At 38.3% G+C, this 26,284-nt stretch carries 28 protein-coding genes; 11 read left to right on the top strand and 17 right to left on the bottom strand.

Features of this window, described 5'->3' with window-relative positions; genetic code table 11:
- Positions 1 to 39 precede the first annotated feature (39 nt).
- The 5 genes from CEQ83_RS06750 to CEQ83_RS06730 form a co-directional block, all read right to left on the bottom strand.
- Positions 40 to 1,845 carry an ABC transporter ATP-binding protein gene (locus CEQ83_RS06750; RefSeq protein ID WP_155017132.1) on the bottom strand — a complete coding sequence of 602 codons (1,806 nt, stop codon included), beginning with the start codon at positions 1,843 to 1,845 and terminating at the stop codon, positions 40 to 42.
- Positions 1,846 to 1,860: 15 nt separating this feature from the next.
- Positions 1,861 to 3,597, bottom strand: coding sequence for an ABC transporter ATP-binding protein (locus CEQ83_RS06745; protein WP_033578405.1), 1,737 nt, complete (start codon positions 3,595 to 3,597; stop codon positions 1,861 to 1,863).
- Positions 3,598 to 3,857: 260 nt separating this feature from the next.
- Positions 3,858 to 4,754, bottom strand: a complete 897-nt coding sequence (gene gnd / locus CEQ83_RS06740; protein ID WP_025749395.1) for a phosphogluconate dehydrogenase (NAD(+)-dependent, decarboxylating) — start codon at positions 4,752 to 4,754, stop codon at positions 3,858 to 3,860.
- Between the two features lie 187 nt (positions 4,755 to 4,941).
- Positions 4,942 to 5,388 carry a TlpA family protein disulfide reductase gene (locus CEQ83_RS06735; RefSeq protein ID WP_028414116.1) on the bottom strand — a complete coding sequence of 149 codons (447 nt, stop codon included), beginning with the start codon at positions 5,386 to 5,388 and terminating at the stop codon, positions 4,942 to 4,944.
- 102 nt (positions 5,389 to 5,490) lie between these two features.
- Positions 5,491 to 6,039, bottom strand: a complete 549-nt coding sequence (locus CEQ83_RS06730; protein WP_014461006.1) for a peroxiredoxin — start codon at positions 6,037 to 6,039, stop codon at positions 5,491 to 5,493.
- Positions 6,040 to 6,395: 356 nt separating this feature from the next.
- Between CEQ83_RS06730 and CEQ83_RS06725 the strand changes: the two genes are divergently transcribed.
- Complete coding sequence (locus CEQ83_RS06725) at positions 6,396 to 7,259, top strand: mechanosensitive ion channel family protein (protein ID WP_071276184.1); 864 nt, start codon at positions 6,396 to 6,398, stop codon at positions 7,257 to 7,259.
- Between the two features lie 35 nt (positions 7,260 to 7,294).
- Here CEQ83_RS06725 and CEQ83_RS06720 read toward each other — a convergent pair whose 3' ends face one another.
- The 6 genes from CEQ83_RS06720 to CEQ83_RS06695 form a co-directional block, all read right to left on the bottom strand.
- Positions 7,295 to 7,540, bottom strand: coding sequence for a YkuS family protein (locus tag CEQ83_RS06720; RefSeq protein ID WP_013056040.1), 246 nt, complete (start codon positions 7,538 to 7,540; stop codon positions 7,295 to 7,297).
- 56 nt (positions 7,541 to 7,596) lie between these two features.
- On the bottom strand, positions 7,597 to 8,724 hold the full coding sequence (locus CEQ83_RS06715) for an N-acetyldiaminopimelate deacetylase (RefSeq protein ID WP_098112881.1): 1,128 nt from the start codon (positions 8,722 to 8,724) through the stop codon (positions 7,597 to 7,599).
- A gap of 144 nt (positions 8,725 to 8,868) precedes the next feature.
- On the bottom strand, positions 8,869 to 9,588 hold the full coding sequence (dapD, locus tag CEQ83_RS06710; protein ID WP_098112880.1) for a 2,3,4,5-tetrahydropyridine-2,6-dicarboxylate N-acetyltransferase: 720 nt from the start codon (positions 9,586 to 9,588) through the stop codon (positions 8,869 to 8,871).
- A 129-nt stretch (positions 9,589 to 9,717) separates the two neighbouring features.
- Positions 9,718 to 10,596 carry a transcriptional regulator CcpC gene (locus tag CEQ83_RS06705; protein ID WP_013056037.1) on the bottom strand — a complete coding sequence of 293 codons (879 nt, stop codon included), beginning with the start codon at positions 10,594 to 10,596 and terminating at the stop codon, positions 9,718 to 9,720.
- 99 nt (positions 10,597 to 10,695) lie between these two features.
- The gene (cbpB, locus tag CEQ83_RS06700; protein WP_013056036.1) at positions 10,696 to 11,151 is read right to left on the bottom strand and encodes a cyclic-di-AMP-binding protein CbpB; all 456 of its coding nucleotides are present in this window, start codon (positions 11,149 to 11,151) and stop codon (positions 10,696 to 10,698) included.
- 382 nt (positions 11,152 to 11,533) lie between these two features.
- Complete coding sequence (locus tag CEQ83_RS06695; RefSeq protein ID WP_108674524.1) at positions 11,534 to 11,770, bottom strand: YkuJ family protein; 237 nt, start codon at positions 11,768 to 11,770, stop codon at positions 11,534 to 11,536.
- A gap of 280 nt (positions 11,771 to 12,050) precedes the next feature.
- Between CEQ83_RS06695 and CEQ83_RS06690 the strand changes: the two genes are divergently transcribed.
- On the top strand, positions 12,051 to 12,287 hold the full coding sequence (locus CEQ83_RS06690) for a glutaredoxin domain-containing protein (RefSeq protein ID WP_013056034.1): 237 nt from the start codon (positions 12,051 to 12,053) through the stop codon (positions 12,285 to 12,287).
- A gap of 29 nt (positions 12,288 to 12,316) precedes the next feature.
- On the opposite strand, the gene CEQ83_RS06685 is transcribed toward CEQ83_RS06690, so the two are convergent.
- The 3 genes from CEQ83_RS06685 to fadH form a co-directional block, all read right to left on the bottom strand.
- Positions 12,317 to 12,799 carry a DUF3993 domain-containing protein gene (locus CEQ83_RS06685; protein ID WP_028414118.1) on the bottom strand — a complete coding sequence of 161 codons (483 nt, stop codon included), beginning with the start codon at positions 12,797 to 12,799 and terminating at the stop codon, positions 12,317 to 12,319.
- 156 nt (positions 12,800 to 12,955) lie between these two features.
- Positions 12,956 to 14,167, bottom strand: coding sequence for an EAL domain-containing protein (locus CEQ83_RS06680; RefSeq protein ID WP_013056032.1), 1,212 nt, complete (start codon positions 14,165 to 14,167; stop codon positions 12,956 to 12,958).
- A gap of 105 nt (positions 14,168 to 14,272) precedes the next feature.
- Complete coding sequence (gene fadH, locus CEQ83_RS06675; RefSeq protein WP_028414119.1) at positions 14,273 to 15,037, bottom strand: 2,4-dienoyl-CoA reductase; 765 nt, start codon at positions 15,035 to 15,037, stop codon at positions 14,273 to 14,275.
- 171 nt (positions 15,038 to 15,208) lie between these two features.
- On the opposite strand from fadH, the gene CEQ83_RS06670 reads away from it, so the two are divergent.
- Positions 15,209 to 16,075, top strand: a complete 867-nt coding sequence (locus CEQ83_RS06670) for a metallophosphoesterase (protein ID WP_013082275.1) — start codon at positions 15,209 to 15,211, stop codon at positions 16,073 to 16,075.
- Positions 16,076 to 16,220: 145 nt separating this feature from the next.
- Positions 16,221 to 16,559, top strand: coding sequence for a hypothetical protein (locus CEQ83_RS06665; protein WP_014461015.1), 339 nt, complete (start codon positions 16,221 to 16,223; stop codon positions 16,557 to 16,559).
- A 39-nt stretch (positions 16,560 to 16,598) separates the two neighbouring features.
- Here CEQ83_RS06665 and CEQ83_RS06660 read toward each other — a convergent pair whose 3' ends face one another.
- Both CEQ83_RS06660 and CEQ83_RS06655 read right to left on the bottom strand, forming a co-directional pair.
- The gene (locus tag CEQ83_RS06660) at positions 16,599 to 18,722 is read right to left on the bottom strand and encodes an RNA degradosome polyphosphate kinase (RefSeq protein ID WP_034268157.1); all 2,124 of its coding nucleotides are present in this window, start codon (positions 18,720 to 18,722) and stop codon (positions 16,599 to 16,601) included.
- Positions 18,723 to 18,795: 73 nt separating this feature from the next.
- Entirely contained in the window at positions 18,796 to 20,322 is a 1,527-nt protein-coding gene (locus CEQ83_RS06655) for a Ppx/GppA family phosphatase (RefSeq protein ID WP_108674523.1), read from the bottom strand.
- Positions 20,323 to 20,424: 102 nt separating this feature from the next.
- Between CEQ83_RS06655 and CEQ83_RS06650 the strand changes: the two genes are divergently transcribed.
- Positions 20,425 to 20,937, top strand: coding sequence for a L,D-transpeptidase family protein (locus CEQ83_RS06650; RefSeq protein WP_028414122.1), 513 nt, complete (start codon positions 20,425 to 20,427; stop codon positions 20,935 to 20,937).
- Between the two features lie 254 nt (positions 20,938 to 21,191).
- Positions 21,192 to 21,659, top strand: coding sequence for a YkyB family protein (locus tag CEQ83_RS06645; RefSeq protein WP_028414123.1), 468 nt, complete (start codon positions 21,192 to 21,194; stop codon positions 21,657 to 21,659).
- Positions 21,660 to 21,708: 49 nt separating this feature from the next.
- On the opposite strand, the gene CEQ83_RS06640 is transcribed toward CEQ83_RS06645, so the two are convergent.
- A complete protein-coding gene (locus CEQ83_RS06640; RefSeq protein ID WP_048020021.1) occupies positions 21,709 to 22,614 on the bottom strand; it encodes a chemotaxis protein in 906 nt (301 codons plus the stop codon).
- Positions 22,615 to 22,911: 297 nt separating this feature from the next.
- Here CEQ83_RS06640 and CEQ83_RS06635 point away from each other — a divergent pair, with 297 nt between their 5' ends.
- The 5 genes from CEQ83_RS06635 to CEQ83_RS06615 all read left to right on the top strand — a co-directional run bounded on the left by CEQ83_RS06635 (position 22,912) and on the right by CEQ83_RS06615 (position 26,268).
- Positions 22,912 to 23,511, top strand: a complete 600-nt coding sequence (locus CEQ83_RS06635; RefSeq protein WP_013082269.1) for a TetR/AcrR family transcriptional regulator — start codon at positions 22,912 to 22,914, stop codon at positions 23,509 to 23,511.
- Positions 23,512 to 23,624: 113 nt separating this feature from the next.
- A complete protein-coding gene (locus tag CEQ83_RS06630; RefSeq protein ID WP_013056022.1) occupies positions 23,625 to 23,819 on the top strand; it encodes a hypothetical protein in 195 nt (64 codons plus the stop codon).
- A gap of 203 nt (positions 23,820 to 24,022) precedes the next feature.
- Complete coding sequence (locus tag CEQ83_RS06625; protein ID WP_028414125.1) at positions 24,023 to 24,244, top strand: IDEAL domain-containing protein; 222 nt, start codon at positions 24,023 to 24,025, stop codon at positions 24,242 to 24,244.
- A gap of 96 nt (positions 24,245 to 24,340) precedes the next feature.
- A complete protein-coding gene (locus CEQ83_RS06620) occupies positions 24,341 to 25,504 on the top strand; it encodes an aminotransferase A (protein WP_028414126.1) in 1,164 nt (387 codons plus the stop codon).
- A gap of 152 nt (positions 25,505 to 25,656) precedes the next feature.
- Positions 25,657 to 26,268, top strand: a complete 612-nt coding sequence (locus CEQ83_RS06615) for a nitroreductase family protein (protein WP_014461024.1) — start codon at positions 25,657 to 25,659, stop codon at positions 26,266 to 26,268.
- Positions 26,269 to 26,284: the final 16 nt, after the last annotated feature.

Raw genomic sequence — 26,284 nt, 5'->3', positions numbered from 1 at the left:
TTCTCATAGAAAAACAGAAGGATCAGCTCCTTCTGCTTTTTAAGCTGTAGCATGGGTTTGAACAAGGTAATAATATACGCCTTTTTGCTGCATAAGTTCCCCGTGATTGCCTGTTTCAATAATGCTTCCGTGGTCTAACACAATGATGTTATCTGCTTCTCGTATAGTCGATAGCCGATGAGCAATCATGATGGCCGTTCTGTTATTTAACAGCGTTTTAAGCGCTTGTTGAATCTTCACTTCTGTTTCTGTATCGATGCTTGCTGTCGCTTCATCTAAAATGATAATACGAGGATCAGCCAACAGCGTTCGAGCAAATGAAATCAATTGACGCTCTCCCACCGATAAGACGTTTCCTCGCTCTTCTACTTCCGTATCATAGCCTTTTTTCAGACGCTTTATAAAATCTGCAGCCCCTACCGCTTCTGCGGCCTTAATTACTTCATCATCGGTAGCATCCGGTTTTCCAAACCGAATATTCTCCGTGATGGTTCCTGAAAAAATAAAGGTTTCTTGCAGCACAATACTAATTTGTGCTCGTAAACTCGCTAACGTAATATCTTGAATAGGCATATTATCAATTAAAATCTGCCCTTCGTTCACATCATAAAAACGTGTGATTAAATTAGCAATGGATGTTTTTCCAGATCCAGTATGCCCCACTAAAGCAACCGTCTGTCCTTCTTTTATTTCAATTGATACGTTGTTTAGAGCTTTCCGCTTCCCATCATAAGAAAATGAGACGTGCTTGAACTCAACTTTCCCCTTCATATTCTCTAAAGACGTAGCGGTTTCCAAATCTGCGACGAGAGGTTTTTCATCTAGAAATTCAAAAATGCGCTCGGATGAAGCCATTCCCATTAATAATTGATTGTACACTTGCCCTAAACGAGAAATCGGTTCCCAAAACATCCCGAGATAAAAAGCAAATGATACAAAAATACCAATTGTTAGCCGCTCATCTTGGATAAGTGCGGCACCGAACCAAATTAAAATGGCCGTTCCGACAGCATTTGTGAATTCTACAAACGGTCGAAACATGGCATTTTTTCGAGTAGCTTGCCTCCAGCTCTCGTAATTTTCACTGTTTATGCGATCAAAAAACAGCATATTTTCTTGTTCTTGAGCAAATGACTGAGTAACGCGAATGCCTTGAATACTCTCATTTAAATGTGAATTTAATACTGACTGCTTCATACGAACAACTTGCCATGACCGACGGATTCTTCTTCTCAGCTTTGTAGAAATCAAAAACATAATCGGTAAAATGACTAAAACAGCACATGTCAAAGCAGGACTGAGAGAAAATAATATAACCACAATTCCCACTAACAATAAGAGGTCCATAAATAGGTTAACTACCCCGTTGGTAAATAAATCTTGAAGAGAGTTAATATCATTCATAATCCTTACAAGAATAGAGCCTCCTGAACGCGTATCAAAAAAACGGTGCGACAGCCCTTGAACATGCGTAAATAAATGTTTTCTTAAATCATATATCACGTGCTGCCCGAGTTGATTCATCCATTTAATCCGAAAGACATTCGCAATATAAGATAGGATATACAAGCTAAAAATGATGAAAACTAACTGCATGAGCAGCGTGCTATTCTTATCTTTTACAGCATGATCAAGCGTATAGACACCTATCAAAATAGGAATAGCGAGTCTAATGACCGTCGTGATAATGACCATAAGAAACGAGAAAGGAAGCAAGTTTTTTCGATATGGATGAAGATAACAAAACAAGCGGGCCATTTGCTTCCAGTTAAACGTCTTATCAATGATTTGATCTGTTTGATAATAAAAGCGCTCTCGCACAACTTTATTTTTTTCGCCTGCCATTCTATTCCTCCCTTGTTATACGTTCATCACCGACGTACTGCTTTCATATTGAATGTCGTAAATGTTTTTATAAATCCCTTGCTTTTGAATGAGCGTTTCGTGGCTTCCTCTCTCTTTTATACGACCTTCATGTAAGACCAAGATTTCATCGGCATGTCGCAAAGAAGAAAGGCGGTGCGCGATAATAAACGTCGTACGATTTTTCATCACTTCTTTTAAAGCCAATTGAATTTCTCTTTCTGTTTTCATATCAACGGCACTGGTGGCATCATCTAATACTAGAATACTAGGATTTAAGATAAGCGCTCGTGCAATCGCAATACGCTGCTTTTGCCCGCCTGATAACCCCAGTCCTCTCTCTCCCAGCATCGTATCATATCCATCTGGAAGCTCCATAATAAAATCATGCGCCTGCGCTCGTTTTGCAGCATCAATAATGTCTTCTCTAGAAATACCCGGCACGCCATAAGAGATGTTGGTTCCTATGCTGCTTGAGAACAAAAACGTTTCTTGAAGTACAAAGCTAATTTCTTTCCGAAGAACAGAGAGCGGATACTCTTTAATCGGACGATGGTTAACTAAGATCTGTCCTGAAGTCGGTTCATAAAACCTCGTGAGCAGCTGTGTTAAGCTTGTTTTGCCGGCTCCAGTTGCACCGATTAAACCTACTACTTTCCCTTTAGAAGCAGAAAACGATATGTTCTCAAGCGATTTTTTATCCTCGTTTGGATAGGATAAGCTAACATGCTGAAACTCGACCGTTCCATTAATAGAGAAACTTCCGGCATGCTCATGGACTTTTTCTTCTTCTTCTAAAATTTCTAGCAGCCTTTCACCTGAAGCTTTAGACTGTGAAAACATATTGATAACAAACCCTAGATTCATAATAGGCCACATTAAATAAGAGGTTAAGCTAAAGAAAGCAACAAGCTCTCCAGGACGTACGCTTCCGTTCATAACAAGCGCTCCTCCGTAAGCAAGGAGACCAACAATAGATAAATTCCCTATAAACTCCATTAAGGGGAAATAAGTTGCCCACACATTCGCTGTTTCAATGTTTCGATTTTTATAAACTCCGTTGGAATCGTTAAATTTAGAGGTTTGAAATTTTTCTCTTGATAATGATTTGACCGTCTGTATGCCGCTTATATTTTCTTGAACATTTGTATTAAGTTCTCCAAACGATTGGCGAATTAAGCGAAACGCTGGATGAACGCGTTTATCAAAACGATAAACAGCTACCCCCAAAAAAGGCAGCAGGCAGATTGTGACAAGAGTGAGTGAAATAGAGTAATAGAACATAACGGAAAAGCTGGCAGTAAGTAAAATGACGAAGCGAATTAATTCTGAGAAGCCAAAAGATAGAAAAAAACGAAATCCTTCTACATCAGCTGTCAACCTGGACATCAAGTCCCCTGTTTTAGCATTGTCATAATAAGAAAACGGTAAATACTGAAGTTTGCGGTAAAGTTTATTGCGAAGAGTATACACGGACTTAATTCCAAATAAGTCGCCGTAATATTGCTGAATATATGTAAAGATTCCTTTGATGATCATCAGTCCAATAAAAATAAATGCTACATTATCGACTAGCTGATATTGTTTTCCTAACACGATATGATCAATCGTATATTGCAGCACAATAGGGTAAATCACAGTGATGGAGGTTACAAATAACAAGCAAATAGCAGAATAAAAAAAGTACATTCGGTACGGCAAATAAAAATCTTTTAGTTTTTTAAACGTTCCCATATACCCCGTCCTTTCCCTTAGTTAAGATGTGGCACACATATTTAAATATATCGGTTCCCGAAATAAATTACCATAATTTTTAGATATTTTTTCAAAAAAAAGGTAAATAGTCATAAAAAAGAGGTTGGGATATAGCTAAATGAATTCCATCTAAAGACGAAACTATTCACCCAAACAAAAAAACGAACCACTAATCAAACATATTGATCAATGGTTCGTTTTTCACTTCGTCTAAAATACTTTTGTCCCAGCTTCTTTTTTTATTGTTTTTCCACTGCATGTCCGCCGAACTCATTGCGAAGAGCGGCAACTACTTTACCTGTAAACGTATCATCTTCAAGTGAGCGATAGCGCATCATTAAAGATAAAGCAATAACTGGCGTTGGCACTTGTAAATCTAAAGCTGATTCAACCGTCCATTTCCCTTCACCGGAAGAATGCATAACTCCTTTAATACTGTCAAGTTTTGCATCTTTTGAAAATGCACGTTCCATTAATTCGATTAACCATGAGCGAATAACAGAGCCATTGTTCCATACGCGGGCTACAGCTTCGTAGTCATAGTCAAATTCACTTTTCTCTAACACATCAAAACCTTCAGCAATTGCTTGCATCATGCCGTACTCAATTCCGTTATGAACCATTTTCAAGAAGTGACCGCTTCCTGCTGCACCTGAATAGAGATAGCCGTTTTCTACGTTGATGTCGCGGAAAATAGGTTCGATTGTAGCAAATGCTTCTTTATCTCCGCCAATCATCATACAAGCGCCGTTTCGGGCACCTTCCATTCCGCCGCTCGTTCCAACATCGAAGTAGTGAATTCCTTTTTCAGCAGAAGCTGCAGCACGTCGTACGGAATCTTTATACTTAGAATTACCGCCTTCGATAATCATATCTCCTTCTTCAAGTAATTCTTGAAGCTCAGAAATTACTTTTTCTGTGAGCTCTCCGGCTGGAACCATTACCCAAGCAATGCGTGGTTTTTCTAATTTGCTTACTAATTCTTGAATGGAAGAAGCTCCTTCTGCTCCCTTTTCTGATACTTTCTGTACTGCTTCGTTGTTCACATCGAATGCTACCACAGAATGATTATGATCTAGTAAATTCAATACTAAGTTTGCTCCCATTTTTCCTAAGCCAATCATACCTAATTTCATATGTAAATTACCTCCAATAGTAAGTTTCGTATCATGTTGTTAGTGTTAGTATGGTGTAAACTCACAAGAAAAAATCCACATTTTTATATTTCCTTTATCAGTTACTTCCTACACACAAAAAAGAAAAACATTCGATGCAAGTTCTACTAAGCATCGAATGCTTTTTACCTGTTACAACTGCCTGTATTTATTCGTTCTCGCCTAATACACGATTCACGCGCTTTTCAAGCATTTTCATACCGCTTCCGCCAGCTTGGAAGTGGCGTAGCTGACCTGTTTTGTCAAATACATAATATGCAGGTACATATTGATTTTCAAATGCATCCGTTAATTTATGTTCACTGTCTACAAAAATTGGCTGCGTAATATCATGTTCTGCTGCTACTTCTTTAATTTTTGTTAAGTCCAAATCATCTTCAGAGCGCGGCATATGAACGGCTACTACGTTTAGTTGTTCTTTGTATTGGTCGCGAAATTCATTTACTTGAGGCATTGCTTCTTTACATAGATGACAGCTTACTGACCAAAAATGAATAAGCGTTGGCTTTTCGCCAATTAGCTGCTCTTTTGTAACCTCTCCGTTTAACCATTCTGTAGCGCCCGTTAACTCAGGCATTGGCTGACGTAATTTCATGAATAAAAGCCTCCCTTATTTTCACTATTATTAACTAAATGTTCTTTATTATCCGATGAAAAAAAGGCCTAACGTGGACGTTAGACCTTTTAAACGTTGTGCTTACGCGTTTAAAGTAGCTTGACCTGGTTTCCAGTTAGCTGGGCAAAGTCCGCCAGTTTGTAACGCTTGAAGAACACGTAAAGTTTCATCAACGTCACGGCCAATATTGTTGTGGTTTACAACTGAATATTGTAATTCGCCTTCTGGGCTGATGATGAATAAACCGCGAAGTGCTACACCTTCTTCTTCAATTAAAACGCCGTACTCACGAGAAACAACGTGATTTGTATCAGCTGCTAATGGATATTTAAGATCACCTAAACCATTATCTTTACGATCAGTGTTGATCCAAGCTAAGTGTGTATGGATTGTGTCTGTAGAAACACCGATTACTTCTGCGTCAAGATCTTCAAACTCATCATAACGGTCAGAAAGTGCAGTGATTTCTGTTGGACATACAAATGTAAAGTCCATTGGATAGAAGAATAATACTGTCCATTTGTCATTTTTAATATTTTCTTCTAAGCTAACTTTACCGAATTCTTTGTTTGATAATACAGCTTCCATTTCAAAGCGTGGAGCTTGTTTACCTACCATACGTTCTGGCATACATGATCCCTCCAAATAATTATTAAATGAGAAAATGTATAAAACATTCTCACTTATGTACTGTTATAACGGTTTTCATTATAATGGATATTGTTTTTTTAGTCAATATTAATTAAGAATGAATTTAAACAACACCTTATAATGGTAACATAGTTGTTATGCCCGCCTTGAGGGCAAATTAAACCCTGACTTTAGCAAAAAAATGCTATAAAAGGGTTGCATTTATTTACCTTCTCAGTTTAGCATGTCTAATATCGGGAATAAACAAATGTGCTCATACTCTTACAAAATCTTTTCCACAGAATAAATTCCCACTTAGTAATATTGAAACAGAACATAGGAAGGATGAACAACGAATGTTTAAGATGCAAGACATCAACTGGGAACAGCTTCTTACCAATGCTGGAGTTATTGTGTTAAAACTTATTGCCATTACTATCGTCTTTTTACTTGTACGAGCAATTGGTAAAAAAGTTATTGAACGTTCCTTTGAAAGAATGAGTGAGCGCGAAAACGCTACGCGCGGACGTATGCTCACACTCAAAAGTTTAACCGTTAATGTGTTTTCATATGTACTTATTTTTATTTTTGTCGTCATGCTGCTTGAAGCAGTAAATATCCATGCGACAGCTTTATTAGCTGGTGCCGGAGTTGTGGGTCTAGCAATCGGGTTCGGTGCTCAAGGACTGGTTAGCGACATTGTAACAGGTTTCTTTTTACTTCTTGAAAAACAGCTTGATGTTGACGACTATGTAACAACCGGAAGTTTTTCAGGAATTGTCGAATCAGTAGGTCTGCGTACTACTCAAATTCGCGGGTTTGATGGAACTTTACACTATGTGCCTAACCGTGAAATTACAAGCTTAAGCAATCATTCCCGAGGCAATATGCGCGCGTTGATTGATATTGGCATTTCGTATGATGATGATATTGACAAAGCAATTTCCGTACTAGAAAAAGTATGCGAGCGCGTTGCTGCAACAAATGAAAACATTGTAGAAGGACCAAGCGTAATAGGAGTTCAAGGTCTAGGCGCGTCGGACGTTGTGCTTCGTGTAGTTGGCAAAGCTAAAAACGGTGAGCAGTGGGGGGTTGAACGTCAGCTTCGCAAAGAGTTTAAAGAAGCATTTGACGCAAACGGTATTGATATTCCGTTCCCTCATCAAGTAAATATTGATAAAAAGCAGCCTGAAGATGCCAAGCAGCCTCAGCATGCATAAAAAATAGCCGAAGGATTTGTTCCTTCGGCTTTCTTTTATCCTTGTACCTTGTTGCCTACTTGCTGACAAATTTCTTCTGCCGTTAATCCGCTAGCTGTAATAACTGAGCCTTGCGTTACTGCATCAGAAATCCCCATTACGTTTGAATCCTGTCCTGTTACAACACAGCAATCGCACCCTTGTGCATCACTTTCGTTGCGTAATTGTACCACTTCATGTCCGAGCTGCTGAAGTGCAGCCTGTACATCTGTTAAACCGTATTCTACACCAATTCGTGCCATCGTTGCCCACCTCCTCATGCTATTAATTTAGCCATAAGGAAAAATGATTATACGATTTATTGATTGCCTTTATGTTCAAAATATTTTGTAATGAGTGAAATCGCAGTATCTATTGCGCCTTCATGAGGCTGCAGCTTTGCATGATGAAGCCCATATTCAGACTGAACGCCAAGCCAAAACATAAATCCAGGAATATCTTTTAGCATATAGCCAAAATCTTCTCCTGTCATTGCTTCTTTGCACTCAATAACATCCACGTCCGTTTGCGCTTTGGCAAACTCCATAAACTCTCGCGTGACTTCATGGTGATTATATACTTGATGATACATACAACCATAATCAATGGCTGTTTCACACTGATACCCTACTTCTACTCCTTTAACAATCGCTTCAATTCGTTCTTTAACACGCATCATTGATTCAGGAGATAGCGTGCGAATGGTTCCTTCTATGCGAGCTCGCTCCGCAATAATATTTTGAACCGTCCCGCCTTGAATTTTTCCTACTGTAATTACAGCGCTGTCTAGCGGATCAACGTTGCGAGCAACAATCGTTTGAAGCTGTGAAACGAGCTGACAAGCAGCAACTACCATATCATTTGTTGTATGTGGATAAGCAGCATGCCCGCCTTTTCCTTTTAAATCAATAAATAGCTCAGACGTGTTAGCAAATAGTAACCCTTCCTTCAGTGCAATCGAGCCAACCGGATATTCAGGCGCTACGTGAAGGGCGAAGATGAAATCTGGAAGCCATTCTTTCATGATATCGCTTTGGAGCATTGGCTGTGCTCCCCCTGGACCTTCTTCTGCAGGTTGAAAGATGAACAGTACATTATCTTTGATTTCATTCTGAGCAAAGTAAGTCAGTACGCCTAGCCCAATGGCCATATGCATATCATGTCCGCAGGCATGCATGAGTCCTTCATGCTGTGATTGAAAAGAATAATTCGTTTCTTCCGTGATAGGAAGACCGTCAATATCTGCTCGGTAGCCTATTGTTTTAGTTGGGTTTGTACCATGTACTTTAACAAAGAGTCCCGTTTTCCACGTCTTTACTTCTAAGCGCTCTTGCGGAAGAGTGTTAATATAATCAAGCAAAAAACGCTGTGTTTTCACCTCTTGAAACCCTAATTCAGGAATTTTATGTAGCTCTCTTCTTATTTTCACAAATTCATTTTCAGCCATGTGTATGTCCTCCTCACGAAATAAAGAAGAAAGCGTGGTTGCCCACGCTTCCAACTTGTCCATATGATACGTTTAAGGATTCAGTATCCCAATCGCTAAAACCTATTAATTCAGCAAAGAAAAAGCGCAAACTGATCGTTTTTCTTATTCTTCGTTTAATTGACGCAATTCTTGCTTGATTTCTGTTTTAGACTTTGTTTTTTCGTCAATTTCTTTAATAACGCGTGCTGGCGTACCTGCTACTACTGTGTAAGGAGCTACATCTTCGACCACAATTGCACCTGCAGCAACTACGGCACCTTTACCTACTGTTACCCCTTCAAGAACAACAGCATTAGCACCGATTACTACATCATCTTCTACTACAACTGGTTTTGCAGAAGGTGGCTCAATAACACCAGCTAATACAGAACCTGCGCCAATATGACAATTTTTTCCTACTGTTGCACGACCACCAAGTACTACGTTCATGTCGATCATTGTTCCTTCACCGATTACAGAACCGATGTTAATCGATGCACCCATCATAATAACAGCGTTGTCGCCGATTTCAACTTGATCGCGAATAATAGCGCCTGGCTCAATACGGGCTTTAATTCCTTTCATATCTAATAAAGGAATCGCAGAGTTGCGGCGATCGTTTTCAATTACGTAGTCTTCAATTTTTCCTTCGTTTGCTTCAATAGCAGCTTTGATGTCTTTCCATTCACCAAATACTACACCTGTGTTGCCCGTTACAAATGTTTTAGAAGATGAACCAAAGTCAATTCCTTCTACTTCACCTTTTACGTAAACTTTTACCGGTGTTGATTTTGTACTGTTTTGAATAAATGAGATAATCTCATTAGCATCCATCATTTTCATTATGTATTCCTCCTAAGTAAGCAATGTCTCATTTAATGTAACAAAATGCTTTCACAATGACAAGCATCATTATCGTTTTAATAAAAAGATAACGATTGCAAATAAAAAAAGCGAGCACCTGAGCTCGCTTTAGACCGTTTCTCTTACGTATTCACGTACAATATCAACAAATGCTCGAACTTGCTTCAGTTTAAACGCTGATTCATATCCAACTAAAGAAGTGTCTCGTGTAATTGGCTCGCCATTTGCTTTTAGAAGCGGCGTCCGATGAATATGGCTTCCAGCTTCTTTGATAGCAATCGATGGTAAAATAGCGAAACCAAGACCATTTAAAGCCATTTGTTTACACGTCTCAATCTGATCCACTACAATCGTACGCTTCGGTGTAGTATGAAACTCTCGATGCCACCATTCTAAAATTTCTTGATAATACGTTGAGTCACTTTTAAATTGAATAAATGGTCGATGAGTATTTACTACTTCCGCTGCCCTTTCAATTTCTGAATCAACTAGGTAAAGAGGATCTGTAAACAAATGTTCTTTGACGCCTTTCCAATCCGGATTTCCGCGTATGATTCCAATATGTACCTCATCTTCGTACAGATAGCGAAGCATTTCACTGCTCCAGCCGGTTACAAGAGAGATTTTAGCATGTGGGTAACGATCCATATAGCGTTTTAACACCGCCGGCAGCCAGTGCTGTCCAATAATCGAAGCCACCGCTAATTTGAGTGTACCATATACTTCATTATCTAAATGATGCAAGTCCTCGCGAACCCGATCTTCTTTTTCTACTACTTCTTTTGCAAATTGAACAATCTTTTCTCCAGCAGGCGTTAATGACAGTCCTTTTTGCGAACGAATGAAGATTTGTGTATCCCATGCTTTTTCAATGGTTTGCAGCCTCTGTGATAAAGCTGGTTGCGATACAAATAATCTCTCTGCAGCTTTTCTCATATTTAATTCTTGAGCTAATACAACGAGCATTCGACATTCTATTAATTGCATTCAGTTATTCCTTTCAAGCCTCTTTTTACTTTCATTTTACCTTTATCATATAAGAAAAAAACGGAGAAAGATAGGCTGAAACACGATTTCTTAAAAAAATTATTGAAATGACTCTTTCGGGAGAATGATGGACTGCCTCCTTAATGACTTTAACAAATTTCTTCGCGTTAAAATCCCTTCAAAAATACCATCTTCATTCTCTACGCACAAAAAAGGATGGTTAATCATGGCATTTATGACTTTTAATACGGATTTTTTCATGGAGACACGAGGAACATTTTGATTCATAACTTCTTCTACTTTCATGGTTTCTAATCGTTCAAATTCAATGCGCTTTAACCCTAAAATCGAATCTAAAATAAGCGTCATGCTCACGAACCCCTGCAGCTGAAACCTTGGGTTTAATACGGGAATGGACGTATAGCCAGTCTTTGTTAACACAAGCAAAGCATGTTCTAAATTATTTCCCACTTGAACATGAGCAACTTTATCAGAAGTGACAAGCAAATCTCGAAGTTCAATTTGATTTAACTGATTGTGATCAATATCAATCATTTATACATTCTCCTTCCATTTCTCATAACTTCCACGTGTGTAAAGAGAAAAAGAACAAGCTACAAAATGAAAATAGCTTGCTTACGTAAATGCGAACCTTTAAGAGGGAATAGAAGCAGACACACTCGATGTTCTCCCTTATATGTTAAGTCTAGATTTTTTTAAAACAAGTGTCAACGAAAGTTCATAATTATCTGAATTTTTTATTTTGTTTTTTTTACAGCATTCGACCCTTTCCTTCCATTTATCAGAAAATCCGCTATCACTTTGTCGGTATTTCTCGGGAAAATAGGACAGAAGCCACCGCAAAAACTCCATACGCAGTAACAAAAAAATGCCGCAAAGTATAAAATCCTTTGCGGCATTCGTTTTGCTTTATCCCTTAATGAATAAGTTCAAAAATTTCAATTGCAATCATATCAACGTTATCAAATTGATAAATAGCTGGCTTTTCACCATCTTGATATACTTCAAGTTCGTATGTTTCAGTTTTTGCATGATATTTCACGCTGCAAATTCTTTTTCCCTCTACTTCGAAGAAGCGTTGTGGCGCTTCACTTCCACTTGCTTGCTCACGGAGATTCACAAGACGAGTTAAAATACCTTGTAATTGTGACATATAATCTCTCCTTTCACCTATTACATCATTACGCATTCGACTTTTCTACAATATCAATTCAAATAAGTACTTTATCTAAACTAATACTTAAAAGACACCATTTCACTATATGCCACATACTAAAAAAACACAAGTACTTTACGTGATTTTTCATAAGAAAATGCCTTATTATAGCGATATATGTCGTTTTTTATTATAATAACATAGCGATATACTATGTATCATCCAAAACTTCATTCTACTTTAACACCATTCATTTTGATATAGGGAGGTGCTTTCATTGAGATCTATAGAGCTGTACACACAACCAGCTTGCCCACCTTGCGAAATTGTTAAACAGTTTTTACAGCATCACCACGTTTCCTATAAAGAATTTGACGTATCTAAAGATGCTTCTGCTCGAAAACGAATGACTACTGAGTTAGAGTCTTATTCCACTCCGACTATTCGTGTTGATCAGGAAATTATCAGAGGGTTTGACCTTCAAGCGCTTGAGAAGCTTCTGAACATTGGGTAACAGAAACACTCAAAATAAGCTTTTCTCGGCTATTTTGAGTGTTTCTTACTATATATAAGCTTTTGCACCTTCCATTTCCCCTGTTTTTTTACTAAAGTGATCATTTCATAATGATCTTGGTATTTTACTCGTTCATTATGCACAGCCGGAAAAAATTGATAGACATAAGCTTTGTTTTGGTCGGAATGAAGAGCTACCTTCGTCTGTTCATCGAAAGAAAAGAAAGGGATGTAGTGTGTTAAATATTCAGGTCCCTCTCCGACATACCCTTGAGCTTTTTGTAAGAGAGCCTCATTAAAAAATACGGATGCATACTCATCATCTAAAAATAATTTCAGCTCACGAGCAGCATCTTGATTAGCATGGGCAGACGCAGCTCTTAGCTGAGCCTGATAAGCGTCCTGCAAATTTATAAAGATTTCATGCCTAATCTCTCCTGACACTTCTGCATGAACAGATTTTCCTGAGTACAAGGTCATCATCAAAAAGACAAGTAAGCATATTTTCTTCAAATTAACTCAGCTCCTTCGCTTCTTTTTTATTAGAATTCCGAAATTTCCCCTGCCTATGCATATCTCTATAACCGACTGTCGTTCCCCTCTAAAAAAACATAAAAAACCGGCAACCGCTTTTGCTGATTGCCGGTTTAACTTCAACTTATATATTCTCTACAAAACGTCTCTTTCATATAAAAAAGAATATGAAATATCAAGGAATATATAGTGCATATTATCAATCGGATACGAAAAAGTCCGGATATTCTCACCTGTTTCAATATCATTATACAAATCTGATAATATGCCTTTTTTTTCATAGCTCATTCGAATAATATTCTCAAGAAAATATGGGCGCCAGCTCCAATTTTTCTTTACATATTCAGGCTCAAGAATCCAATCCTCGTTTTTCTTTACATAGTTAGAAGACTTTTGAAATCCATTTTCATCGCAGATGTAAAGGCGAAAACACACGTTGGATAGTTCTTCTGCAATAACAGGCAGCATATCGTCATACGTTTCTAGCTTTCTGCACTTTGTCATTACCTGCTGCATTTTATCTTGAAAGCGTTCCGTCAGCTGGTAAACAGCAAGCAGCTTTTTCTTTTCATGAGCGATATACATTTCGAAACGTTCCTTTAGTTTATCCTTTAAGATGTTCGGATCGACAAGTTCAGCAGCCGGCTTATGTAAATAATAACCTTGAAAATATCTGCCTCCGTTTCTCCATGCATACTGCAGCTGATAGGAGGCTTCTATATCTTCATATAGAAGCGTAGCACCCATTTTTCTTGCTAAAAGAGATAAAGAATACAATACGTCTTGATACGACTGCGCCATGTCCGTTTGTCTTAGAATATGTAAATCTACTTTTAAGATATCTGGTGACAGCAACCCAATTCTGTCTAGATTACTACTTTCTTTTCCTATATTATCAATTGCAATCTTAATACCATATGTTTGATAATACTTTAGTAAGTGTTGAAGCGATTCCAAATCTCCACTAAAATTGTGTTCTGTAATTTCGAGAACAATTCGATCAAGCGATAATCCTTTATTTTCGAAAAGTTGCAATAATTCTAGCAAGGATTCTCCATGATCGTTCATTAATAAATTAGGGTTCTGATTAATAAAAATTAAAAATTGTTCTTCCTGGGTCAACATATGCTCGAGCGCTTGTGTTAAAACAGCATAATCAACTTCTATGCGATATTCATCCGGAATCGCATCATCATGAAAGAATGGGCCGAGACTTTCAATTTCCCCTTCATTTTGAAACCTCGCCAACACTTCATAGCCAATTACTCTATGTCCATCTGCACTAAAAATTGCTTGATAATACGGAAGAGTTTTCTCTATGTTTGTTAATACATCTAACGGGTCCACTCAACTCTCCCCTCTCCTTGTTCACTTTACGTTAGTATAATACGAATAGCATAATTTTGCTAGCCCTTCTAGGTTTGCTTTGTACTTTTTAGTGCGTATCCAACCTTAAAAAGGATGCTGATTTAGCCACTGTCCCCCGTCCATTGTGATGCATTCACCATTGATATAAGATGCTTCATCGGAGAATAAGAAACTAGCTAATCCTGCTATTTCCTCAGGAGTTCCAAGGCGTCCTAATGGTACAGAATTCAATGTACGCGCTTTCATTTTTTCTGACTCAAATAACTTATCGGCTCCTCCTGTTCGCTCGATCGGCCCCGGCGCAATCGCATTCACCCGTATACCGTATTTCTTTCCCCACTCTACTGCGAGCGTGCGCGTCATGGTTAAAACTCCTGACTTGGCACAAGCTGAATGAATAACACCTGCTCCTGCGTTCCACGCATATGTAGCCACAATGTTTGTAATGGCTCCTTTTGTACCTTTATCGATCCAATATTTCCCTACTGCGGAACTGCAATAAAATGTACCATTTAATACAATATTAATTACGCTGTTCCATCCATTAACGGATAAGTCTTCAGCTGCACATATAAAATTTCCTGCAGCATTATTAACTAAAAAATCAATTTGTCCAAATGCCTTGTCTGTTTCTTGAACCATTCGTTCCACATCTTCTGGATTGCGTACATCCATCACCACGGAAAGTACCTGTCCATCAAACGTTTTAATTTCCTTTTCTGTCTCTTGTAATCGATCGGCTGACCTACCTGTGATTACCACATGAGCACCTTGTTCTGCAAATCGCTTCGCCATATGTTTTCCCATTCCACTTGAACCGCCAGTAACAATTACGACCTTGTTCTTCAATTTATCTTCCTCCCCAAAACATAAGTGTTTTACAACTATTATTTTACTATTTTTTCTGAATAAAGTGAAACTTTTATCTATTTAACTTAAAAGCAGACTTCTCGTTGTGATGATAAAAAAAACAATGCTATAATGAAAACTTGAAAACTATAAGGAATAGGTTGATTTTGCATGAAAAAGACGTATACAAGACGATCTTTTTTGAAAGGACTAGCGTCTATTTCGTTAGGGTCTTTGCTCACCACGTCTTTTGGGTATACATATGCCAAATATATTGAGCCTAGACGTCTGCAAATTGTTCGTCATACAATTACTTCTAAAAACATTCCGAAAAGCTTTAACGGAATAAAAATTTTACAATTTAGTGATATTCACCTTGGACTCTCTTATGATTTATTACAACTAGAACAGCTTATGGTAACCATAAATAATTTGAAGCCTACTATTATATTATTTACTGGAGATTTAATGGATGTACCTAATGAATACCCGCATCCAGAAAGAATTCCCCCGATTTTACAGAGGCTTCAGGCTCCTCTTGGAAAATATGCTATATATGGTAATCATGATCATGGAGGATATGGAACAAATATCTACAAACAAGCCATTGAAGACGCAGGATTTAGACTTCTAGTAAATGAAGTTGACACAGTGTCCATGCCCGATAAAAGCTACATTCATATTTGTGGACTCGATGATATTATGCTTGGGAATCCACAATATGAGGGAACGCTAGGACAATTACAGCCGGATATCTTTTCTATTGCTATGATTCATGAACCTGACGTTGCTGTCAAAGCAGCTCCTTTTCCAGTGGATCTTCAGCTCTCCGGCCATAGTCATGGAGGCCAAATTCAAATTCCTTTTTACGGTCCTTTGATTACACCGCCCTTTGGGACGGTTTACCCTGAAGGAATGTACGAAGTTGGAGATTCTAAAATGAAGCTTTATGTGAATAGAGGCTTAGGAACCACGCGCATTCCTTTTCGTTTTTTAGCTACGCCTGAAATTACGCTTTTCACCTTGCAATCAACATAAAAACGCCCTTACAGGGCGTTTTTATGTTGATTGTCTTTTTTTAGCTGATCGTGACCGCCTAATTCTAGTCTTAAAGAAATAAACCAGGCTCAAAAGCTTCCGTTCAGCCATACACTACAAAGACAACTGACAAGGAGGTTAAATTATGTACTATCAATATCCCTATACAGGATATCGTAATATTCCAAATGGTGACGAGCGCTTTTTTGGATTTCCTTTTGTTGCTGGCTTAGCTGGTGGGCTGCTTGGCGGACTAGCTGTTGGCGGTTTTGGAGGCAGACCTGGGTGCTGTCCACCACCTTATCCTTATCCAGTTCCGTTTTACGGCGGTGGATTTCCTGGAGGAGGCTACCCTGGTGCCGGCTTTGGAGGCGTTGGATTTTCTGGAGGAGGCTACCCTGGTGCCGGTTATGGAGGCGGTGCTCCTGTTTATAACACATACTACGGACCTGGATACGGTCCTGGTGGTCCCATTCCTAGATAATAACATGACTAAAAAGCCGAGCACTCGGCTTTTTTTATGTTATTCTTGATCGTCGCAAAGAGCATATTGACAAAAGATCTCTTGGCTATTAATAGAGAGCTCATGTTCTTTTTTTATGACGTAATGATAATTCCCTTCTTGATCTTGTTCTCGTGCTTTTACATTATCAGCAAGCATAACTTCAAGCCACTTCCACACTTTTTTTTTCAAATGTGTATCCAAGATAGGAAATAAAATTTCTACTCGTTTCACCATATTTCTTGTCATCATATCTGCAGATGAAAAGAAAAACTTTTCCTGTTTATTATGATGAAAATAATAAATTCGGCTATGTTCTAAAAATCGTCCGACAATGCTTCTTACTCTGATATTCTCGCTAACGCCTTGAATTTGAGGGCGCAAGCAGCACGCTCCTCTAACAATGAGTTCGATTGTCACACCCGCTATAGAAGCTTCATATAGCTTCATAATTAAAATTTTATCCGTCAATGAGTTCATTTTCCCAATGATTCTTCCATTGCCATACCGTCTGTGATACTGGATTTCCTGATCAATGAGATGCAAAAAATCGTTTCTTATATCAAATGGTGCAACGGATAAATGATGATATACTGGTTTTTGCGTATAGCCACTTAAGTAATTAAAAAAATTGGCCGCATCTATCCCGATGTTTTGGTTGACAGTAAAAAGACTTATATCCGTATAGATCTTTGCCGTCGCATCGTTGTAATTCCCAGTACCAAGATGAACAAATCGCTTAATATGCTCTCCTTCTCTTCTCACCACGAGCGTAATTTTACCATGCGTTTTTAAATGCGTCATTCCATATATCACGTGGCATCCTGCCCGCTCTAGCTCTTTAGCCCATTGCACATTATTCTCTTCATCAAACCTTGCTTTTAGTTCAACTAGTACCGTCACTTGTTTACCTTTTGCAGCCGCTCGTTTTAATGCTTTAATAACGGGAGAATCTCCGCTTACCCTATATAACGTCTGCTTAATAGCAAGCACATTTTCATCGTCTGCTGCACAGTTAACAAAGTCAAGCACCGGCTTAAACGATTCATAAGGATGGTGAAGCAAAATGTCTCTTTGAATCATTTGATCGAAAACATTTTGATCCGGGTGTAACTGTGTTGTAACCTTAGGAATAAAGGCTTTTTCAGCGAGCTCTTCATGGGTAGATTTAAGTAATCTATAAAACGAAAACAAACTGGTTAAATCCAACTGTTCTTTGATCTCATACACATCTTCATCGTCAATTTCAAGGACTGACTTTAAATACGCTAGTACACCCTGATCGTATGGACTCTTAATCTCAAGCCGAACAGCCGCTCCCCATTTTCGTTTCTGCAACTCTTCTTCAATCTCTTTTAATAAATCTTGAGCGTCTTCTTCGTGAATAGTCATATCTGCGTTGCGGGTAATTCGAAATTGAGAAACGGAAGAAACGCAGTATCCCTTAAACAACTTTTTAATAAAATAGGCAATCACATCCTCTAGCAATACAAATAGACGGGTAGAATCTGACGTAGCTATTTCAATATAGCGCGTTAGCATCGAAGGTACTTGAACGATAGCTAGTCTTCCTTTTATCTCGGCAATTTGCTGCTCATCATTTAACTTTTCTGAAAGGACGACTGCTAAGTTCAAGCTTTTATTCATCAACATAGGAAACGGCCGGTATGTATCAATAGCCATAGGAGTTAATACGGGAAAGATTTGCTCGTCAAAATACTGTTCAAGCTTATCTAGATTTGATTTCTCCAGCTTTTCAACCGAAATGATTTCCACACCGTATTTCTGTAATTCGGGAAGAAGTGTGTGAATATACGTATCATACCGCTGCTTGACAAGCTCGTGGTTTTGTTTGGAGATAGAGAATAGCTGCTGTGTAGGAGTTAAGCCTGCTTTGTTTTCGGGTTTGTTAAATCCAGCCTTCACCTGATCTTTTAACCCCGCTACCCGAATCATAAAAAACTCATCCAGATTCGAACTGAAAATCCCTAGAAATTTAAATCGCTCAAGCAAAGGGTTTTTCGTATCTACAGCTTCTTCCAGCACCCGCTTGTTAAAGGCCAGCCAGCTCAATTCACGATTATTGTAATAAGCTGAATCAGCCACTTGTATGGTTTGCTTATAAGTGCGATTACTTTCTAACATTAGCCTCACCTTCCAGGATAATGAATTTAATCTAGTTAGCTATACTGAATATTCTAACCGATCCAGCGTTATTCTAAAGCTTAGTAAATTCAAGAACAATATTTTTTTTCACTACTTTTTCTAGATGCTTTTTCTGTTTTTCAGCCTGATATTGTTCAGGAAGAAAGGTTTTTGTACATAATAGTTTAATCGTCACTGTGTTTTCATCGCTTTTCACATCAATATGTTGAACAACATTTCGCTTTGTTGCATGTAAGCCATCAGCTATTTTTAAAAGTGCACCGAGCAGCTGGACTTTTTTTTGTTCGTCTTTTGTTAACCACTTTTTAAAAGGAGCAACATATTTCCTAAAAGAAGACTTCCCTTTATATGAAGAAACAAGTGCCAGCTTTAAACGTTCTCTATGTGAAATTCCATCTATTGTACGATTAGCAAGCACATAAAACGTATGCTGGCTGCTTGATTCCGCATCAATATACTTTCCTATATCATACACTTGCGCAGCTTTTATAAGAAGCGCTAAGTCATCCTCTTTTAACTCAACCGGTCCCTGCTCCCTAAGATGCTGAAACATCATACTAGCTGTGCGCGTAAGCTGTTTGACGTAATCTTTACTTACTTCAAACTCTTCCATTATTTCTTGAAAACTTTGCTGTATGACATCGAGGTACATTGGCTGGATATTAGCATCAGATGCTTCTTTAAATAACACCCCTTCTCTCAAGCCTTTGCGGCTTAGGATGAAGCGAGTCGCGTTCACTGTTTCATATAATGATTGAAATACTTCAATCGCTGGCAAAATTGTATCCGCACGATCGTTTGACAAGCGGTCTAGCTTTTGAAGATTGTGATAAGACAACGAGCCTATAGCAGATTTCACATGCAATATATCAGCTAAATTCATATCATATTGATGCAGCCCCGCGAGAGGATAGTGGATAAAACCTTGATGCAGTTGCACCATACTTCTTGCACTTCCTCCAATTGCTACAATCGGCACATGACGATTTAAAAGCCAAGGGACAGCATGGAAATGCCGGATCACGAAATCCCGGATTTTCGCTTTTTCTTCTGCAGTGGGAATATTGCCTTTGACGAACTGCAGACGTAGAGATAAGGCACCGAATGGAAAGCTGTGGTACTGCACTAACTCTCGATTGCGAAAATATGTAACTTCCGTACTTCCCCCGCCAATGTCAATTGTAATGGCTTCTTCGATCGAAGTGGAATGAATAACTGCAACAAAGCCGTAATACGCTTCTTCATATTCAGACAATAGTTGAATAGAAAAGCCCGTTTCTTTTTTTACAAGGGCTAGAACTTCTTTTGCATTAGTCGCTTGACGGATGGTAGCTGTGGCCACACAGGTAACGCGCAGCAGCTGATAATGCTTGGTAATAACTCCAAACGTTTTAAGCGTATCAAGCAAGGTATGTATTCCTTTAGCCGTTAACACTCCTTCTTTATCTAAATAATTTCGAATCCGTGCAGCTACTTTCACGTTTTCAATTTGCTTAAACCCTCTGCCTTTTTTGTATTCATAAATAACAAGGCGTATCGTATTTGAACCTATATCAATCAGTCCATGCTTATAAGTCAATGTAATTTCAACACCTTTTTCAAAATAACTTTAAAAAGTCACTTTTACTTTTTTCAATCGTATACTGTTACAGCATAGTCATATATCAAAGGAGCGAAGTTAATGAGATATATAGTAAAGCGCGGTGAAACCTGGCAAAGCGTTTCAGGTGACTACCGGATTCCGGTTGAAGACCTGTGGATGGCTAATCCTTTTGTAAGCCATCATGCGCTGAAGCCTGGGCAAGTAATCATCATTCCAAACCTCCCCGATAAAGAGCTCATTCCTTACACGATCCACGTGTTTATTGCTGAAAAACAGCTTGAATTACGAAGAAATAATATCATACAAAAAGTCTATCCCATTGCAGCAGGAAAAATGCTGAGCGCAACCCCTACTGGAGACTTTGTTATCGTTAACCGGGAACCAAACCCCGGGGGGCCTTTTGGTACAATGTGGCTAAGCTTGTCTAAAAAGTCATATGGCATTCACGGAACAAATGATCCAAGTTCTATTGGAAAAGCCGTATCCAAAGGATGCATTCGTATGTATAATGCCCAAGTAAATGAGCTAGCTCAAATTGTGCCAAATGGTACTGGTGTTTATATTCGACCCTCTCGACGAATGGCTCAATAGTTCGGGATTTACTAATCAATGATTGTTTAACTGTGCGAGCAGCATTTTTTAAAAATAGAAAGTATGGCGTGCTGTTCCACTTTACTTGTATAAGGAAGCGTAACAAAACAAACCCTATACATAGGAAATTTCATTAATTACCAAAATACTTCTTCGTGTAATTATTTTCAAATGGGACAAGACACGCTATAATGAACGTATCAGCTTTCACCTTATAGGTTGAACAGCTGATATGATAGAAAGGGAGTGAACGTATGTCTCAAGCAAATGGACAAGGCTCTTTGACCCCGTCTGTATCTGAGATTGCACAAGCTATTTTCACTGTAAATCGTCACGCAAAAGCTGCTCCTGATCCTAAGCAGTTATATACGTTAAAGAAAATTGCATTAGATCAACTAATTTTAGAAGGAAAAGCAAAAAAAGAAGGACTTCACTTTTCGCCAAACCCTGGTAAAAGTCAACAAAAATCAGATGTACTTGTATCAGTTGGAGACTACTTTTTCCATATGCCTCCAAAGAAAGAAGACTTCAAAGAGTTATCACACCTCGGCCATTTAAACCATCAGTATCGAAATCCCAAAACGACTATGTCATTATCTTATGCGAAGCGCTTATTATCTAAATATACGGGTTATCTCGTACAGCCGGCTAAAAGCCCTGTTTCGACTCCAAGAAAACGGCAAGCACCTGTGTTTAAACCGCTGGGTAAAAGTTATTTTTAAAAAAGTGCCTGAAGTGGAGCAATCTGCTTTCAGGCACTTTTTTGTCTTCCTACAAAATATAGAGATCAATCAACTCAACAAGCTCTCCGATTTCCGGCTTACTTACTTGTCCTTCCGCTCCTACCATTTTTCCCTTGTGACGTAAATCTTCTGTGATAAGAGAAGAGAAAATAATAACTGGAAGGATAGAAAGCTGAGGATTTTCTTTCACTTTTTTAGTTAAATGATGGCCATCCATTTGCGGCATTTCTATATCTGTAATAAGCAGCTGGACTTGATCACTGATTTCCACTCCTTCATCGATCACCGAGCTTAGATAGTTCCATGCTTCCTCACCGTTCTCGAAAAATTCCGTGTTCTCATAACCTGCTTGTGCAAGAGTATCTTCAATCATTCGGCGCAGCAGCGGCGAGTCTTCAGCCACGACAATCTTTTTATTAGAACGTTCTCTAGCCCCTAGCTTTTTTATTTTCGACTGATTAATACCGGCATCAGGGTTCACATCAGAAATCAACTTTTCGAAGTCTAACAGCAGAAGCATTTGCCCGTTTAATTTTACCACTCCAGTAATCTGCGTTTCCAAACCTTGATACAAATCTGAAGGCTTCTCAATTTCTTTCCAAGAAATACGGTGAATTTGCGTTACTGCGTGTGTGTGAAAGACTATTTTTTGCTGATTGAACTCTGTGACGATTAACTTATCTTTTTCCGGCGTATTTGAAGGTTCCATTTTTAACGCTTTTGCTATGTCAACGACAGGAAGAACTTCTCCTCTTAGCTCTATAATACCTTCTATGTAAGAATGCGCATTTGGAACAGGTGTAATAGATACGGGATTAATAATCTCTCTAACTTTTACTACATTGATGCCAAATAAAACATTTCCTATCTCAAATTCGACAATTTCCAGTTCGTTTGTACCACTTTCTAACAGTATTCCTTTATCTTGATTCATATCACTTACTCCTCTCATCTCACCCGCTTATCTAATAGTTCATATTTCCTATTATAGTGACCGCCTCTTATATCCGTAAAGAAAAATTTTCTTATTTTATTATCCTTTTTCCCTAAAACATATACATAAAATATTGTTTTACGAATTAACAGAATATTATATACTATATAAAAACATGAGCGTTGATCCCTTTCGTCTTATCCTCTGCTCAGTTTTTTACTTGCTCTACTTTACTTCTCTATACTAGCTTATGAACTTGAGTCAAACGACCACTCCTATTCAAATGAGGTGTAATTTATGAACAGAGGATTACAAAAAGAAGAAACAAAAAAACGCATTCAAAAAGCAGCTATCTCTTTATTCCAACAGCAGGGATATCAAAAAACGACTGTGTCTCAAATTACGCATGAAGCGGGTGTAGCAAAGGGAACATTTTTTAATTACTTCAAAACAAAAGAAGAAGTTCTTCACTACCTTGGAATTAATTTCACAAACCGTATCTCCTATAAATTAGAACAGCTCCTTCAAACCGAAGAATCAACTGCTGCCATTGTTAAACAACTGTTTTTATTACTAGCACAATCAAACGAAGAAGCGAACCCTCACCTAATCCGTTCTTGGTTTCATATTGCTATTACCAACAGTTCCTTTCAACAATCTGAAATTCTTCAAATTGAAAAAATGCGCGCTCATTTTACAAAAGTTTTTCAAACAGGACAAGACCGAGGTGAACTTATAGTCGATATCCCTGCCGAAGAAATGGCTTCTATTGCTATACTTAATTTTTTTGGCACCCTTCTCTACTGGTGTACTAACCAACCCGACTCTGCTACCCTTCAAGAAAGAATAGACAAGTCGGTTACTCTTCTATTTAGAGGGTTTCTTATTCATTCCTAAAAGCCTGTTCACAAATTTTTAACAAGAAATCGAAGATAGCTGTGGACTCTACAGCCAAAACGGTTTATACTACACAAAGTGAATGAATAATCTTAAAAGAAGGTGTTCGTAATATGAAAGGCTCCGTCATTCTTTTTAATGACGATAATGAAATGACCATTATTGAAAACGTAGAAGAAGCTGTATATCAAGATATTAAAGAACAAGAAGGCTCTGATCACTGCGTTGTCACATTGGACGATCATGAAGTTGATTTTGGCTACGTTTCCCCCGTTTATTGGCGTGAAGGCCAAATACACACTGACTAATATACAAGACCTGCATATATATGCAGGTCTTTTTATGCACTTATTTTTTTGAATCTAGAATTGAACGTGAAGCAAGGAACCTCTGATTTCCTAACACATACCTTAGCACATTCGCAGTTAAAAACAGGGTTAACAACTATATAGAAAGGGTACATTTCAAATAATAGAAGCTGCGTTTTATTTTAAAAAAGGAGGTTTATGTTATGAGTTCTTATCGAAAAAATATGAATCACTATCCTCACTCATCTCAGTACACACCTTACCAACACTATTACGCAAAAGAAGCTGATCGTATTTTAACGGCTATGAGTACAAACTTTAATAAACAGCATTTGAAATCTCTTATCGACGATGCGTTAGATAACAGAGATGAAGAACAATTTTATGAACTAACAACTGCTTATAATAAGCTATATAACACCTAACTTAAAACCACTATTTGCAAAATGCGCAAATAGTGGTTTTTTACCTATTTTCATTGTGATAAAATGAGTTGAAAATACGCGGAAGGATTTGAAACCATGGAGCACTTAATCAATAAACGTGTCAAAGAAATTGAACTATCAGGAATACGTACATTTTATAATATGGTCTCACAATACCAAGATGTTTTATCCCTCACAATTGGACAACCTGACTTCTTAACACCACAGCATGTAAAAGAAGCGGCAAAATCTGCAATTGATGGTAACCAAACTTCTTATACCCACAATGCTGGAACAATCGAACTGCGCGAGGCAGCAGCTCAATTTGTCAAAGAAAAATATGACTTGCACTATAACCCAGCGGATGAAGTAATTGTGACCATTGGAGCTAGTCAAGCAATTGATATTGCTCTTCGCACCATTTTAGAAGAAGATTCCGAAGTTATCTTGCCTGGACCTGTTTATCCAGGATACGAACCGCTTATCCGGTTAAACGGCGCTAAACCTGTACATATTGATACAACCGAAACAGGATTTCGACTAACTGCGGATTTAATCGAACAACATTTGACCTCTAAAACAAGATGCGTCATCTTACCTTATCCGTCTAATCCTACAGGCGTGACGTTGTCACAGCAAGAATTAGAAGAAATTTCCGCTCTTTTAAGCGATAAAAATATTTTTGTACTATCTGATGAAATATACAGCGAGCTCGTTTTTGATAAAAAACATCAGTCCATTGCCTCCATTTCATCTATGAGAGAGAAAACAATTGTTATTAACGGAGTATCAAAGTCTCACTCCATGACGGGCTGGCGAATTGGTCTTTTATTTGCTCCTTCTTATTTAGCCAAACATATTTTAAAAGTTCATCAATACAACGTGAGCTGTGCTTCTTCTGTCTCTCAAGCAGCTGCACTCGAGGCACTGACAGCAGGTAAAAACGATGCGGTGGATATGAAAAAAGAATACGAACAAAGACTGAATTATGTGTATAACCGACTAGTAAACATGGGATTTGACGTAGAAAAGCCGACTGGTGCTTTTTATATCTTCCCTTCTATCCAGAACTTCCACAGTAATTCATTTGATTTTGCCCTGGAGTTAGTCAAAGAAGCGGGTGTTGCACTAGTACCCGGCAGCGCTTTTTCTTCCCAAGGTGAAGGATATGTACGCCTGTCGTATGCGTATTCCATGAACACGCTGCGTGAAGCCTGTGATCGAATTGAAGCTTATCTTACATCTCGTCAATCACGTTAAACCGGTGGTAAGAAGTGTATGCATTTTTTTGTGAGTGATAGCACATAAGAGCGGGTATACTAGAAGCATATAAATTGACTTCAATAGTGTATCATTATAAAATGTGCATCGATTCACTAAAGAAATACATACTTTTAACGGAGGTTTTTATTATGACAAAAGATTTTTTTGATGTGGTAAATGAACGTACATCGATTCGAGAATATGACTCTTCAGCTAAATTAAGCAAAGAAGAATTAACGGAACTTTTAGAAGCAACAGTGAAGTCACCATCAGCTTGGAACTTACAGCACTGGCATTTCGTTGTTATTACAGACCAAGATGCGAAAGAACGTCTACTTCCAATTGCTTACAACCAAAAACAAATTACAGAAGCAGGCGCTGTAGTAGCTGTGTTAGGTGATTTAGAAGCCAATAAAAATGTAGATGACGTGTACAACCCACTAGTCGAAGCAGGTCACATGACAGAAGACGTAAAAAACATTTTGTCAGGACAAATTAATGGCGCTTATAAAAACGGTGCTTTTGCCCGCGATGCCGCGTTTACAAATGCTTCGCTTGCATCTATGACATTCATGCTTGCAGCAAAAGCAAAAGGATATGACACATGTTCAATGGGCGGATTTAACGCACAAAAATTTGTAGAAGAGTTTAAAATTGAGGATCGATACATTCCAGTTATGCTTATTTCAGTTGGAAAAGCAGCTAAAGAAGCACATGCTAGCGATCGTTTACCATTAGATCAAGTTACAACTTGGATTTAACAAAAAACCCTGCAGC

The organism is Priestia megaterium (assembly GCF_009497655.1).
Lineage (GTDB): Bacteria > Bacillota > Bacilli > Bacillales > Bacillaceae_H > Priestia > Priestia zanthoxyli.
Note: the sequence above shows the minus strand (reverse complement) of the source record. Positions and strands in the feature narration are given on the sequence as shown.